This window comes from uncultured Marinobacter sp. (genome assembly GCF_947259545.1).
Taxonomy (GTDB): Bacteria; Pseudomonadota; Gammaproteobacteria; order Pseudomonadales; family Oleiphilaceae; genus Marinobacter.
Genome location: NZ_CAMYMK010000008.1, coordinates 293,235 through 306,633, shown reverse-complemented (window position 1 = coordinate 306,633; position 13,399 = coordinate 293,235). Strand labels below are relative to the sequence as shown.

Here is a 13,399-nt window from a genome sequence, read left to right as displayed (position 1 = left end):
TGATCAAACTGCTGATTTAGCGTGAAACGAGGACCATCACCGAAAACAGGAGTGAGGGATGCAATCAATCCGCAAAAACCTGAGATATATGTCGTTCTTCCTGGCCATCCTGATGGCCATGACAACGGTTTGGTCATCTGCTGCGACAGCTGACGTTGTTGGCACCGGGGAACTACTGACCGAACAGCGTGCCGACCTGGACCGTGAGTCTCTCCTGAACATGCTTGAACAGCAGGAGGTCAAAGACAAACTGGCGGACATGGGAGTGAGTCAGGAGGTTGTCGAAGAACGAATCCAGAACCTGACGCCCTCGGAACTGGCAGAATTTGAGCAACAACTGGCGCAAGCTGAAGTGGGTGAAGGGGTTGTGGGCATTATCGTCCTGTTCCTCCTGGTGTTCATAATCACCGACATGCTTTGCGCGACCAATCTGTTCTCGTTCATTAACTGTATTCGCTAAAGCTCGCTGCCAGGTACGTTGAAACCAAGTGACTATTTTCCGCCTCCGCAGCCTGTCCGGACTCTTGATCAGCCTGGCGCTGGTCATGCTCCTGGCAGGTTGCGCCAGCAGCCCAAAATGGCCGGAACAGCCTGTTGCGGGCAGTCATGCTGACATTCATCAGCGAACCATTCTCAACTCCGTGCCTTTCCACGCCCAGGAACGCTACCAGTGTGGTCCCGCCTCCCTGGCGATGATGCTGAATGCCCGCGGACTTGAGACCAACCCGGAAATACTGAAAGAACTGGTTTATCTGCCCGGAAAAAAGGGCAGCTTACGCGTCGAACTGGTAGCGGGAGCCAGAAGCCATGGCATGCTGGTCTACGAACTGGATGGCACGCTGGAAAACCTGCTCTCGGAGGTCGCTGCCGGAAATCCGGTACTGGTGATGCAAAACCTGGGATTCAACTGGTGGCCACAATGGCATTTTGCCGTCGTGATCGGCTTCGATCCGGAAGAGCGTCACATCATACTCCACACCGATACCCGCGAACGCCATGAGCAAAACCTGACCGTCTTCAATAAAACCTGGAGCCGGGCCGAACGCTGGTCGGCTGTGGTGATGAAACCGGATCAGTTACCTGCCACCGCGAAGCCACTGGATTACCTGATGGCCGCCCATGATCTGGAAACCACCGGACGTACCTTTTCCGCGATGACAGCCTACAAGACGGCGGAAGCAAGATGGCCTGACCAGCCCGCCGCCGTGATGGGACAGGGGAATATTGCTTACTCGCAAGCCGATTGGACAACGGCTGTCGAACGATACCACCGGATGACTGAACGCTTTCCCGGGCTGGCCCCAGGCTGGTATAACCTGTCCCAGGCACTCAACCGGGCTGACTGCCCTTCCCAGGCCAGGGAAGCGGCCGCTTGTGCGGCAACACTGGCACCGGGACGCTTCGAAGCGCCATCCGGACAGAACCCGGACAAGTCCCACTCGGACAACGTCAACTGCCCTGTTATCCAATGCCCTGCGCCAATCGAGCCGTGAGCCTTCAGGGTTTTCGAAACAGGACCACGTCCTTGACCGGCACTTCCATGGCCCAGCCCAGCTTCTCTGCCAACCACCCCATCGTTGCCTCACGATAAAAAACAACATGGGTGGGATCGCGGCGATAGTGCCAGTTGGCAAATTTGCTATCGTCGGTCTGAAAGCAGGTCATCACGCCCACCCAGCCACCGGGCTTCACCAGCCGGTCAAGCTCCAGGAAGACTTCATGGGGGCGATGCAGATGCTCCACCACTTCCGTGCAGGTGACAAAGTCATAGCATCGATCCAATACCGATGACTCAGGATGAAAGAATGGATCGTAGAGGCTGACCGTCATGCCCGCGGCTTCCATGATCCTTGCCAGCGCCGGCCCCGGTCCGCAGCCAAAGTCCAGTCCGTGGGCGCCATCAGACAGGCGATCCAGTAATGGTGCCGTCAGTCTGGACAGGAAACGCCGGTAACCGGGGTCATCAGGATCATTATCATGAAGATCATAGATGTCCCTTTCCTGCTCCGGGGTCAGCCAGTGAGCGGGGTCCATCACCGTTGCCTCACAGTCCGGACAACGATGATAAGCGGTGCCCCGCACTCGTTGAAACGGCCGGAGTCCCCCACCTTCACATACCGGACAGATCATGCACAAAGTGCCCGGAGCTGGTGATCGAGCGCTTCCGCATCCAGCGCCAAAGACGCAATAATCTCGATCCGCGACATATCCCGGGCCTCCGCTTCAACCACAGAAAGAGCGCCGTCCGCCATATTCATCGCACGCCAACCCTCAGTGCAGTGAACGACCGCCTTGAAGCGTGATAGCCGATCATCCAGGGCCAGCGCCAGAAGACCATTCTCATCCAGCACCAAGTCCGGATGAACTCGCCAGCCGACACTGAAATAGCCCTGCCCCTCATTGCTCACCCGCTGCCAGGGCTCATCGGTAATTGACACGGCCGGGTCAGGTTTTGGTTGGTGATCGTGATGGTGGTGAGCCTGGGGATCCGTCACTTCCCGCAGGTCGGTGTTGCCGTCAAGCCACTCCAGTGCCAGACGCCCGAAACTGGTGTGGCAGATTGCCTGCTTGGAGGGTTCAAGCTTCGCAGCCCAGAGATCGAAAGCAGACAGTTGCTCCGGTGAGCAGGTGTCGACCTTGTTGGCTACCAGAATATCGGCTGCCGCCACCTGATCGCGGAACTGCACATTCTCCACCACCCGGCGCTCCTCCAGGCGACGAGGGTCCACCAGGCCAATCACCGGACCCAGGGCGAGCACATTCTGATAGTGTTCGCTGGTCAGGGTGTCTATGATCTGCGATGGATGGCCCAGGCCGGTTGGTTCAATCAGCAGGCGGTCCGGCCTGGCTTTGTGGATCAATTGATTGAGGCCAATCTGCATGGGCAACCCGGCGACACAACACATACAACCGCCGGGGACTTCGCGGACAAACGCCCCTTCCGTCTCCAACAGGGCGCCATCGATCCCGACCTCGCCAAATTCATTGACCAGAACCGCCCAGACCTCCCCTTCCGGTCGGTTTTTCAGCAAATCGAGTATGGCGGTGGTTTTACCGACCCCCAGAAAGCCGAGGATCAGGTTGGTGGGAATCGGTGTCTTCATGGAGCTGCCCGTAGCGGATGTTCTGAGGATTACCGTTATACTATAACACCTGCCACGAAGAAGCGGAATGCGCCGCCGGTTTATCCCGACAAACGATCCAGGCGCAGGCGCTCCCTGTCATCGAACAGGCGACGGCTACCCCATGCCACCGCCATCAGGGTACCAAAACCGGTACCAACGGTAATGGTGAGCATCACCAGGATCTGGTATTTCACGGCCACCGCTGGTGGGCTCCCCGCCAGGATTTGCCCGGTCATCATGCCCGGCAAGCTGACAATGCCGGCCGCCGCCATAGCGTTAATCGAGGGCATCATACCGCTGCGCATGGCATCGCGGCGGATATCCCCTACCGCCTCCTGCCATGTCTGCCCCAGCATCAGGCGATTTTCAATGACCGCGCGCTGTCGCCAGACCGCTTCCGTTAAACGATCGAGACTCAACGCAACGCCGGTCATGGTGTTGCCCAGCATCATCCCCAGAAGCGGAATCGCGTATTGGGGGGCGTACCAGGGGTTTGGACCAATCACCACAGTAAGGGTCAATACCGTCACCGTGAACGACGACAGGAACATGGCGCCGGTGCCTATACCAAAAGCCCAGCCACCGGTTAGCCGGTGCTGTTGCCTGGCCATCACTTCCCTGCCGGCAACCAGAAGCATCACCAACGCCATGAGGCCAATCCAGTGCAGACCGGAAGACGCGAACAGGGCTTCCAGCACCAGGCCTATCAACGCCAGCTGAATGCCGGTCCGGAGGCTGGCAATCAGCAGACTTCTGGTTACGCCCAAACGGCCGAGAAAGGTGAAGACCGCCAGTAACAGAATCAGTCCGGCTGCCAGTGCCAGCTTCCACCATGCCAGGTCAATAACACCCATCAGCAGGCCTCCAGCGCGTGACCGCGAATGGTGAAATGGCGACTGGCAACCCGCTGTATCTGCTCCCGATCATGGGCAACCCAAAGCACGGACAACTGGCGCTGGTTGATTTCCTGCTTTAACCAGTGCTCTGTCAGGGCCACAGAATCAGCATCCAGATTCGCTGTCGGTTCATCCAGAAGCAATGCGGAGGGGTTCATGGCCATCGCCCGCAACAGCGCCAAACGCTGCTTCTCGCCTGACGACAATCGGCTCACGGACCAGCCCATCACGGCCTCATCAAGTCCCAGATCCGCTACCGGGAGTGAACGATGGCCGTCCACGCTGTTAACAACGGGAAAATGATCCCCCACGCACTCGGCCCACCACTGACTTTCTGCGGGCACCATCACCACCTGACGCCGCCACTGATGCCCCGGAACAGCACTCTGTTCGGTATTACCCAGCCAAACGGAACCGCCGTGGGCATCCAGGTCCGCTACGGCCCTCAGCAGTCGGCTCTTGCCACTGCCGGAACGGCCGGACAGGCACACCACCTCACCAGCCGACACGGTTATGGATACATTTTCCAGAGAGCCAATGGACAGGTCTTCGAGCCGAAGGTCGGGCATGTTCAGGGCTTCCTTTTCAAGGTCTGAAACCGGGCGTCAGATTTTTACTTTGCCCCTGAGTGCCTTGGTTTTTCCTTTCCGGGTTTTACTGTCAACACGGCGGCGCTGAGAAGATTTCGTGGGCCGTGTGGGGCGCCTGGCTTTCTGCTGCTTCACCGCTTCCTGGATAAGTTCCTTCAGACGCTCCAGCGCGTCTTCCTTGTTTAGCTCCAGGGTACGGAACGACTGCGCTTTGATCACCACAATGCCATCCTTGCTGATGCGCTGATCGGATAAGGCCATCAGGCGCTGTTTATAGAAGGGTGGCAAAGTGGAGTGGAGGATATCAAAACGGAGGTGTACCGCCGAAGCCACCTTGTTCACATTCTGGCCGCCGGCACCCTGGGCACGAATCTGCGTGATCTCGATTTCCCAGTCAGCCAGCTCAACGGAGTTGGAGATTTTCAACATAGTTCAGCTCAAAAATTGATGGCCGTGGTGTCCCGCCTGGCCATCCAAATGAGCCTTACGTTAATGAATCCTGGGAGATAACACAATTGCGCCCGGCGGCTTTGCCAGCGTAAAGGGCATTGTCAGCCCGCCGCATCAGTGAATCGTAAGAGTTGTCTGCTGATGTAAATGAGGCTACACCTACAGTTATGGTGGAATAGAAGGTTATGCCATCAAGCCTGAACTCTACTTGCTCAATGCGTTGGCGAATTCGCTCGGCGAATGTCACAGCATCCTGCAGCTTTGTGTTCGGGAGGATAATCGCAAACTCCTCACCACCCACGCGGCACGCCACATCCATGGGCCGCAGCTCCTCATGAATCAGATTCGCGGCATCAACCAGCACCCGATCTCCGGCCGCATGGCCATACTGATCATTGATGACTTTGAACCTATCGAAATCATACATCACCACTGAAGCCGGGAGGCCGGAACGGGCATATGCCGCGTACTGGGCCCTGAGCTGGGCTTTGAAGTGCTTCCTGTTATAGAAGCCGGTCATTTCGTCGGTCAGCGATTCCAGAGTCAGTCGGTCTTCCAGCTCACGCTGATAGGTGACGTCCCTTACCAGGGCCATAGCAACCCTGGACCCATCCAACATAATGGCATTGATCATGATATCAACCGGCACTTCGGTGCCGTCGGCGCGCAGTCCGGAGAAGCGCCCTCCGGCTCCCATTGGGCGAGCGTGGGGCCCCCGGAAATACCCCTTAACATTCCGGCTGTGAATATCCCTGTGGTGCATTGGAATGAGCATATTCAGGTCCGAGCCTACCAAAGCATCCACAGGATAGCCGAACATCTCCCCCGCACGGGCGTTGACCAGTACGATCTCATGCTCAGCATTGGCAATAATGACAGCATCAGGTAAGGATTCTATAAACGGCAACAAACCCTGAGAAGTTGTAACGAGCATGTTGGCGTTTTCCTGATCGGGCATGGTAGGCAAGACACCCTTGAGGGAATATTGATGTTATACACATATATAGTACCTGCTTGACCATGAAATATCTCACGCATTCAGGACATTTGACCATTTATGACATCCCGTTCCACGGTGCCCATCACTGGCGCATTCAGGTGACCCTGTTATCATGCACCGAACAAAACCGGCACCGACAATAAGCAAACCTATCACAGGACCCCCATGACCTCCGGAACCACTACCCGCCTTAACAAATACATCAGTGAAAGCGGTCTGTGTTCACGCCGTGAAGCTGATCGGTACATTGAACAGGGCAGTGTCCGTATCAATGGCAAGCCGGCAACAGTGGGGGATCAGGTACTGCCGGGAGATACGGTCAAGGTGAACGGACAGATCATTGAGCCGCGATCGAAAGAAGACCTGGTTTTTATCGCCCTGAATAAACCGACAGGTATCGTCAGTACCACCGACAGCGCTGAAAAGCACAATATCCAGCGATTTGTGGGCCACAGTGAGCGGATTTTCCCCATCGGACGGCTGGACAAGGATTCCCAGGGCCTGATCTTTATGACCAGCAACGGGGATCTCGTCAACAAGATCCTCCGGGCCGGCAACAATCACGAAAAGGAATACCTGGTCACCGTCGACAAACCCATTACCAGGGAATTCATCCAGGGCATGGCCGGCGGCGTACCAATACTCGGCACGGTGACGAAAAAGTGCAAAGTGAATCAGGAGTCCCGGTTTGTCTTTCGCATCACCCTGATTCAGGGGTTGAACCGGCAGATTCGCCGGATGTGCGAGCACTTCGGCTACCAAGTCACCAAACTCGAACGTATCCGCATTATGAATGTCAGCCTGAGAGGACTTGCGGTGGGGCAGTGGCGGGATCTGACGCAGAAAGAACTGGCGGAACTGTTTGAGGCAATCCGCCATTCCACATCAGAGGCACAGCCCGCCCCCAAGAAGAATGCCCGCAAGCCCGGTGGCGGCCCCGGGAAGCGTCCCGGCAAAACACCCAGAGGGCCAGGGAAGCCAAGTACGACACGAAAACAGGGGAGTAAACGATCTGACGGAACAGGGAAGCGGAAAAAGCCCGCCAGCCCGAAACAGCGCAGCGTCAAACGTTGATTCGGGGCAACGCTAAAATGATTAACTGTTACTAAACTATAAAGGTATTATCTTGTAAGGCATTCTGCTGCATAAGGGGTGTGAATCAGACGACACCGCAACGGCGGCTATTACAAAAAGGAGTCACCAGTGAATGATCACGCCAATGGCCTGCATGAGTGGTTTGACGTAACCTTTATGGGACACGGCCATTGCTACTTGTGGCGCCCAGACCTAGTTTTGCTGCATTCCATCTCCGACATCCTGATCGCTGTGGCTTATTTCACGATCCCGGTTGCCCTTTACGTTCTGATGATCAAGCGCAAGGATTTGGAATATCAGTGGATGTTCGTCCTGTTTGCCCTGTTTATCTTTGCCTGTGGCACCACCCACCTGTTGGCTGTCTGGAACATATGGAATGGTGATTATTACCTCTCTGGCGCCGTTAAAGCAGTCACCGCCATTGTTTCTATCCTCACCGCAGCACTGATATGGCCGCTGATTCCGAAGGCGCTCGCCCTGCCCCGACCTATGGAACTCCAGAAAGCCAATAGCGATTTACAGACCGAGATCAACCTGCGCAAGGCCTCTGAGAGTAATCTCCGCTCAGCCCGGAACGAACTTCAGGACCATGTAAGGGAATTATTGGAAGCAAAGAAACAGCTTGAAATGGAGATTGCGCATCGCAAGGAGGCAGAGGAGAAAGAGAAAGCCAAATCCCTGGCGCTCGAGCGATCCAACGAAGACCTTGAGCAGTTTGCTTTTATCGCTTCCCATGATCTCAGAGAACCCCTGAGGAAGTTGATGTCATTTACGCAGCTTCTGTCTTCCGGACGCTACGGAAGTTTTGACGAAAAAGGCCAACAATTTGTCTATTACATTCGTGATGCAGCCGAGCGTATGGAAGCCCTTATCAACAGCCTTCTGGCATACAGCAGGGTCACCACGCAAAGCCGTGATTATGAGAGCGTCTCTTTTGCAGAGCTGACCGACGAAGCCGAGAGAGACCTGCAACTGCGAATCGAGGAATGTGATGCCCGCATTGAGAAAGATATCAAGGGTTTTGTGCCGGGAAATCGATCCCAGCTCAGACAGGTAATTCAGAATCTGATCAGCAACGCCCTCAAGTATCGGTCACCTGACACGCCGCCCGTTATCCGGATTTCCGGTGCTCCGGTCTCCAATGAAACCTACCGGTTAACAGTCACAGATAACGGCATAGGCTTTGACCCACAGTACGGGAATCAGATTTTCGAGGTCTTCAAGCGTCTTCATGGACGGGACGAGTATGAAGGCACCGGCATGGGGCTCGCCATCTGCAAAAAAGTCATTACCCGGCATGGAGGCCAGATCACCGCCACAAGCGAGGTTGGGAAAGGTTCAACGTTCCAGGTTGACCTGCCCATCAATAACCCGGGGACATTTTCCGCATGAAACCGATCACGATTTTAATGGCTGATGATGATCCGCTGGATCGTATGCTTACCGAGGAAGCCTTCCTGGAAAGCAAATCCATTAACCCCCTGTATTTCGTAGAGAACGGCGAGGAGTTGTTGAACTATCTCCGCCGTGTACCTCCCTATAACACTGCGGACTGCCCATTTCCGGATCTCATCCTGCTGGACCTGAATATGCCCAAAAAAGACGGCCGGGATTGTCTGATAGAGATCAAGAATGATCCGAATCTGAAGCATATACCGATCATTGTCCTGACAACCTCCAACCGGGAAGAGGAAGTTTTCAGGAGCTATGACCTGGGAGCGAGTTCCTTCATATCCAAACCGGTCGACTTTGAGAAGCTGGTCAGTCAGATAAAGGTTTTCAATAGTTATTGGTGTTCCATCGTGGAGTTACCCGATGTCAACGAATAATGAGTTCAACGTTGTCGTCATTGAGGATGACGAAGCAGACTTCATGATCCTGGAAAGTCTTCTTCAGGCATCTCAACGGTTTCGTTTTCAGCTCACGCACGTGAGAAGCTTTCAGCAAGCACAGCAGTATCTTACTGAAGAATGCCATGACATTTTCCTGCTGGATTATTTCCTCGGCGCTGACACTGCTATCGATTTTCTCAAAGAGGCATCGGTACTGCATATCCCACAACCAGTTGTCGTACTGACCGGGGCGGATTCAGGCCGAATAGACGATGAAGTGATCGAACTGGGAGCTGCCGACTTCATTCCCAAAAACGAGTTATCCACGTCCCTCCTGGAGCGCACGATTCATCATGCGGTGGAGCACAAACGCGCTGAGATCAACCTGGAACAATTGGCCAAACGAGACCCACTGACCGGCCTTGGTAACCGTCTGTTGTTCGAAGAAATGCTGGAAGCGTCACTGGCGAGGGCGGAACGTAAAAAGGGCAAATTGGCCGTACTGTTCCTTGACCTTGACCGTTTCAAAGAAATAAACGACTCGCTGGGACACCCAACGGGCGATCTGTTGCTGACCCTGATTGCAGATCGCATACGCAAAGTGCTTCGCGGCTCCGACTTTGCGGCCAGAATTGGCGGAGACGAATTCACGATTCTGGTCGACGAAATTAATGCCTATGAAGATGCGGTACTGGTGGCCAACAAGCTTCTCGATGCAATCGCCCCGCCAACCGCCATTCGTGGCCATGAACTGAACATATCCGCCAGCATTGGCATTGCGCTCTATCCGGAGAATGGAAAGACGCCCATAAAACTGATGCAAAAGGCCGATATCGCTCTTTACGAAGCCAAGCGACACGGGATAAACCGGTTACAGTGCTTCACTGCCAAGCTACAGACTCAGCTGGAAAAGAGTATCAAGCTTGAGAAAGGGCTACGTAGGGCGATGGAACACAACGAGTGCGAGCTCTACCTGCAACCCAAGTGGAACCTCTCTGACCGAAAAATTATCGGGTTTGAGGCCCTGCTTCGCTGGCTTGAAGATGAGGGTGGCGTCAGGCGGTTTGTGTCCCCGGCAGAATTCATACCGATTGCAGAGAAAACCGGGCTGATCGTGCCACTGGGTGAGTGGGTCATCCGCCAGGCCTGCAAAATGCTGAAGGCCTGGGAAGCGGCTGGCGTCTCCGATTTTCCAATTGCCATCAACGTATCGCCGATCCAGCTAAAACCCGGCAACTTCGGAGCCTCTCTGAAAGCGATTCTGGAAAGGGAAGGAATCCCCGCAAGCCTGCTGGAAATAGAGCTGACCGAGGAAACCCTGGTAGACATGAACTCGGAAGACGATAATGCCCTGGCGGAGCTCGAACAGATACGGTCAACCGGAGCCAGGATCTCGATTGATGATTTCGGCACAGGGTATTCCTCGCTCAAGTATCTGAAGCATTTCCCCGCCGATTGCCTCAAGATCGATAAGAGCTTTGTCTCTGTTGAAGGGGTGGACTCACTGGCAGAACCGGCAATCTGTCGCGCAATCGTTACCATGGCGGAATCGCTTGGTATGCAAGTTGTTGCTGAGGGGATTGAAACCGAGGCACAATTTCAGGCACTTACCGCGATGAATTGCAGCATGGGGCAAGGTTATTTGATTGCCAAGCCAATGCCAGCAGAACAAGCGCTGCGATTCGCCCAAAGCCACAATGGCAAGGATCTTGAAAAATCCGGCCCATCGCCATCAGTGGAGGGGAGTAACGGCCAATGAACATGCCAGTCGGCCCAGGGAATGATCGACGAATGGAATCTCCAGGTTATAAAAAATCGTTCAGAATTGCGCTTCTCGCTTCATCGGATGATGAGCGGGAGGAGCTTACTGATGCGCTGCAAGTCAATTCAATGGGGCATGATCTGCTTATCTTTGAGGACCCGGACCAGCTTTTTGAAGCACTGGATGCTGCTTGCACTGATCATGTTTCCGGCAGGTCCTCATTGCCCAACCTGCTGATGATCGCTCTGGACGATGGCAAATGGTCCAACGCTGACATTTTGGCCCGGGTCAAGCAGACCCCAACATTAAAGGCGATGCCAGTGATTGTTTTTTACCGGCATAGCACGTCGCCTAACACCCCGGAACTATACCGGCTGGGAGCCGCATCAGTTATCCATATGCCTCTGCGTTTCGAGGGATTGGTCCAGATTGTCCAGGTCATGGAGGATTACTGGTTCAAGGTGGCATCACCTTTTTCCGTATAGGGAAACTCATCGCCCTCCGGCTCCACCAGCAACGCCAGGTTTCTATTTTTTCACCCACTGCCCTTCGATCAACACGAACTGACCGGAGGGCGTTTTCTCGATCGCTTTCTTGCCGGCCACCGTTTCCACCTGGGTTACCGGAATGTCGTGTTTTTCCGCAATGCGGGTGTACTCATCCCTGCGGGCACTGTTTATGGCCTCAACCACCTCGCGGGCATCCCCTTCGCCACGGACCACATCGAGGTAGCCTGTCGGCGTCTCTCCCACCAGGCCCTGCTGCTTGACGGATTCCAGCTTCTGCTTGGCTTCATCCAGTCCCATGGCAAGCGCCGGCACACTCATAGCGATCGCCAGAATGAAGGCACCCAGTTGTATCAGTCGTTTCATCTTCAACCCCTTACAATGTCCGGCTTCGCTCAGAACAGTCCCTGCTCACTGAACAGCTCATCCACTTCCTTGTCCACTTTGACGTAGATTTCGTGCTGGATCTTGACGTTCAGATTCACCGTTATCGGTTCTTTTGGTGCGGCCATCTGCACCGTTGGCGTACAGGCGTATAACGCCAGCGGCAGCAACAGCATCAATGAACTCACCGTAAGCGGCCGGCGCGACCGCAATTCATTCGTCATGGCACTGTCTCCTCCCCGGATTGTTGCAGTCGCTCCCGAACTCGTTCGGTCACGGCTTCATTTACCCTGCCACTCAACTGGAGGCTGGTTAACAGGGCGGGAATGTCCTCCTCGAGACTGATATTCAACACCACCGGTTGCCCGCCTCTGACCTCAGGGTTCTCCCCCTCCAGTCTCAAACCAAGCACCAGCTTGCCCTTTTCATCGTAGTCTATCGTGCTCTCCAGCACCGAATAATGAAAATTCTGCAACGCGTCCACCACCAGGTCCATGGCCTGACTGCTGCCGAGCATCGCCTGGAGCCTCTCGGCGGGGAATTTCATCAGCCCACCGGGCGCGAGGGCTGAAATCTGGCCCTGCTCAACCTCGATACCGGTTTCAGTGACCATGACCGGTATACGGCCACTGAGCTCTCCGGTACCTTCAAAGCCCTCTGTCGGGTAAACCTGCAGTAGCCGCGCCAGGGAAATTTCATACACATCAATCGGGACCTGAGGGCGCTTCCCGGCAAGATCGATGGTACCGGGCGCCACCCTCAGGTTGCCGCCCAGAAACCCGGCATTTGCCTGCTGGATATCCAGAACGCCGGCCAGCACACCAGATAGCGGAGCCTCATAGTCAGCCAGAAAACGAACGGGCCCCATGCCAATGCCGGAGTTGATCTGACCAATAGTCACGTCGCGAAAGCGAGCGGTCAGCAATCCACGTTCCAGGCGGATCAACAGCCGCCCGTTCAGATCGGATATCGCAGTACGATCCATGATCCCGTCAACGCCGTCGAAATGAAACCGGCCATCGAGTGTCAACGGGGTATCGGGCTCCATGCGAAATTCCGCTTCGGCCCGTACCTGCCCTGTATGCAGCTCCATAAGCTCTGGCCAGTCAGCCAGGGTACCCGCCATCGCCTTGCTGCCCTGCGCCCCACTAACCTCCGCAGAAGCACGGGCAGCCAGGTATTCGCCAGGCACGTTTCTCACCGTCACATCAGCAACCAGACCGGAATCAGACCGCACCTGACCTTCAGCCCGCAGATCCGTCAGGGGGCCATTCACCACGCCCTCAAATCGCCAGCCCTGACTTCTGAGGCGCGGATGCTGCACTGTTCCAGCGTCGATAACCACCTCACCAGCCACAGCGCTTCGCTCGGCCAAGGGGCCACTGCCTCCGAGATTCACTGTCAGGGTGACACCCCTCAGATCCACGCGGACATCAGTGAGTTGAACCGGTGTGTCGCCAGCGTCCGGAGCAACGCGCGCCGCCTGCAACCGGGATCCGCTCTTGAAATGAATGGTAGCCACACGGTTGTCTGCCTCGACGGCGGTGACCACATCAGCGCGAAGTCCGGTCACAGCCCATCCTCCGAAATGCATATCCGGCAGAGACAGGCCGATCTGCCCCTGTTGCAGGATCAGGGACCAGCCTGCAGCAAACACAGGCGGCGCTGTCAGGGCAAATACCACCAGGACCACCATGCGGGTCCATCGCTTCCATGGCATGAGGCCATCAAATGGCAAAACAACGCTCCTTTTGATTAG

At 55.5% G+C, this 13,399-nt stretch carries 16 protein-coding genes; 7 read left to right on the top strand and 9 right to left on the bottom strand.

Features of this window, described 5'->3' with window-relative positions:
- The first annotated feature begins 58 nt into the window (after positions 1–58).
- Together Q0Y21_RS13145 and Q0Y21_RS13140 are read left to right on the top strand one after the other, a co-directional pair.
- Positions 59–460 carry a PA2779 family protein gene (locus tag Q0Y21_RS13145; protein WP_297796253.1) on the top strand — a complete coding sequence of 134 codons (402 nt, stop codon included), beginning with the start codon at positions 59–61 and terminating at the stop codon, positions 458–460.
- Positions 461–488: 28 nt separating this feature from the next.
- Positions 489–1,493, top strand: a complete 1,005-nt coding sequence (locus Q0Y21_RS13140; protein ID WP_297796250.1) for a PA2778 family cysteine peptidase — start codon at positions 489–491, stop codon at positions 1,491–1,493.
- A gap of 4 nt (positions 1,494–1,497) precedes the next feature.
- Here Q0Y21_RS13140 and Q0Y21_RS13135 read toward each other — a convergent pair whose 3' ends face one another.
- The 6 genes from Q0Y21_RS13135 to Q0Y21_RS13110 form a co-directional block, all read right to left on the bottom strand.
- Positions 1,498–2,034 (bottom strand): class I SAM-dependent methyltransferase, encoded by a 537-nt coding sequence (locus Q0Y21_RS13135; protein WP_297797154.1) that lies wholly within the window; start codon positions 2,032–2,034, stop codon positions 1,498–1,500.
- A 92-nt stretch (positions 2,035–2,126) separates the two neighbouring features.
- The gene (locus Q0Y21_RS13130) at positions 2,127–3,104 is read right to left on the bottom strand and encodes a GTP-binding protein (RefSeq protein WP_297796247.1); all 978 of its coding nucleotides are present in this window, start codon (positions 3,102–3,104) and stop codon (positions 2,127–2,129) included.
- Between the two features lie 80 nt (positions 3,105–3,184).
- A complete protein-coding gene (gene fetB, locus Q0Y21_RS13125; RefSeq protein ID WP_297796244.1) occupies positions 3,185–3,979 on the bottom strand; it encodes an iron export ABC transporter permease subunit FetB in 795 nt (264 codons plus the stop codon).
- The gene (locus Q0Y21_RS13120) at positions 3,979–4,590 is read right to left on the bottom strand and encodes an ATP-binding cassette domain-containing protein (protein ID WP_297796240.1); all 612 of its coding nucleotides are present in this window, start codon (positions 4,588–4,590) and stop codon (positions 3,979–3,981) included. The genes fetB and Q0Y21_RS13120 overlap by 1 nt, the downstream gene beginning before the upstream one ends.
- A gap of 36 nt (positions 4,591–4,626) precedes the next feature.
- Positions 4,627–5,040, bottom strand: a complete 414-nt coding sequence (gene arfB / locus Q0Y21_RS13115; RefSeq protein ID WP_297796238.1) for an alternative ribosome rescue aminoacyl-tRNA hydrolase ArfB — start codon at positions 5,038–5,040, stop codon at positions 4,627–4,629.
- Positions 5,041–5,095: 55 nt separating this feature from the next.
- Positions 5,096–5,995 carry a sensor domain-containing diguanylate cyclase gene (locus Q0Y21_RS13110; RefSeq protein WP_297796235.1) on the bottom strand — a complete coding sequence of 300 codons (900 nt, stop codon included), beginning with the start codon at positions 5,993–5,995 and terminating at the stop codon, positions 5,096–5,098.
- A gap of 231 nt (positions 5,996–6,226) precedes the next feature.
- Here Q0Y21_RS13110 and rluF point away from each other — a divergent pair, with 231 nt between their 5' ends.
- The 5 genes from rluF to Q0Y21_RS13085 all read left to right on the top strand — a co-directional run bounded on the left by rluF (position 6,227) and on the right by Q0Y21_RS13085 (position 11,235).
- Positions 6,227–7,135 (top strand): 23S rRNA pseudouridine(2604) synthase RluF, encoded by a 909-nt coding sequence (rluF, locus tag Q0Y21_RS13105; protein ID WP_297796232.1) that lies wholly within the window; start codon positions 6,227–6,229, stop codon positions 7,133–7,135.
- Between the two features lie 129 nt (positions 7,136–7,264).
- Positions 7,265–8,548, top strand: coding sequence for an ATP-binding protein (locus Q0Y21_RS13100; protein ID WP_297796230.1), 1,284 nt, complete (start codon positions 7,265–7,267; stop codon positions 8,546–8,548).
- Positions 8,545–8,985 (top strand): response regulator, encoded by a 441-nt coding sequence (locus Q0Y21_RS13095; protein WP_297796228.1) that lies wholly within the window; start codon positions 8,545–8,547, stop codon positions 8,983–8,985. Before Q0Y21_RS13100 ends, Q0Y21_RS13095 begins: the two co-directional genes overlap by 4 nt.
- Positions 8,972–10,747 (top strand): GGDEF domain-containing response regulator, encoded by a 1,776-nt coding sequence (locus tag Q0Y21_RS13090; RefSeq protein ID WP_297796226.1) that lies wholly within the window; start codon positions 8,972–8,974, stop codon positions 10,745–10,747. The genes Q0Y21_RS13095 and Q0Y21_RS13090 overlap by 14 nt, the downstream gene beginning before the upstream one ends.
- Positions 10,744–11,235, top strand: a complete 492-nt coding sequence (locus tag Q0Y21_RS13085) for a hypothetical protein (RefSeq protein ID WP_297796224.1) — start codon at positions 10,744–10,746, stop codon at positions 11,233–11,235. The genes Q0Y21_RS13090 and Q0Y21_RS13085 overlap by 4 nt, the downstream gene beginning before the upstream one ends.
- A 42-nt stretch (positions 11,236–11,277) precedes the next feature.
- Here Q0Y21_RS13085 and Q0Y21_RS13080 read toward each other — a convergent pair whose 3' ends face one another.
- The 3 genes from Q0Y21_RS13080 to Q0Y21_RS13070 are packed head-to-tail and all read right to left on the bottom strand — an operon-like array spanning position 11,278 to position 13,360.
- Positions 11,278–11,622, bottom strand: coding sequence for a YdbL family protein (locus Q0Y21_RS13080; RefSeq protein ID WP_297796222.1), 345 nt, complete (start codon positions 11,620–11,622; stop codon positions 11,278–11,280).
- Between the two features lie 29 nt (positions 11,623–11,651).
- The gene (locus Q0Y21_RS13075; RefSeq protein ID WP_297796221.1) at positions 11,652–11,864 is read right to left on the bottom strand and encodes a YnbE family lipoprotein; all 213 of its coding nucleotides are present in this window, start codon (positions 11,862–11,864) and stop codon (positions 11,652–11,654) included.
- Positions 11,861–13,360, bottom strand: coding sequence for a YdbH domain-containing protein (locus Q0Y21_RS13070; RefSeq protein ID WP_297796219.1), 1,500 nt, complete (start codon positions 13,358–13,360; stop codon positions 11,861–11,863). Before Q0Y21_RS13070 ends, Q0Y21_RS13075 begins: the two co-directional genes overlap by 4 nt.
- Positions 13,361–13,399: the final 39 nt, after the last annotated feature.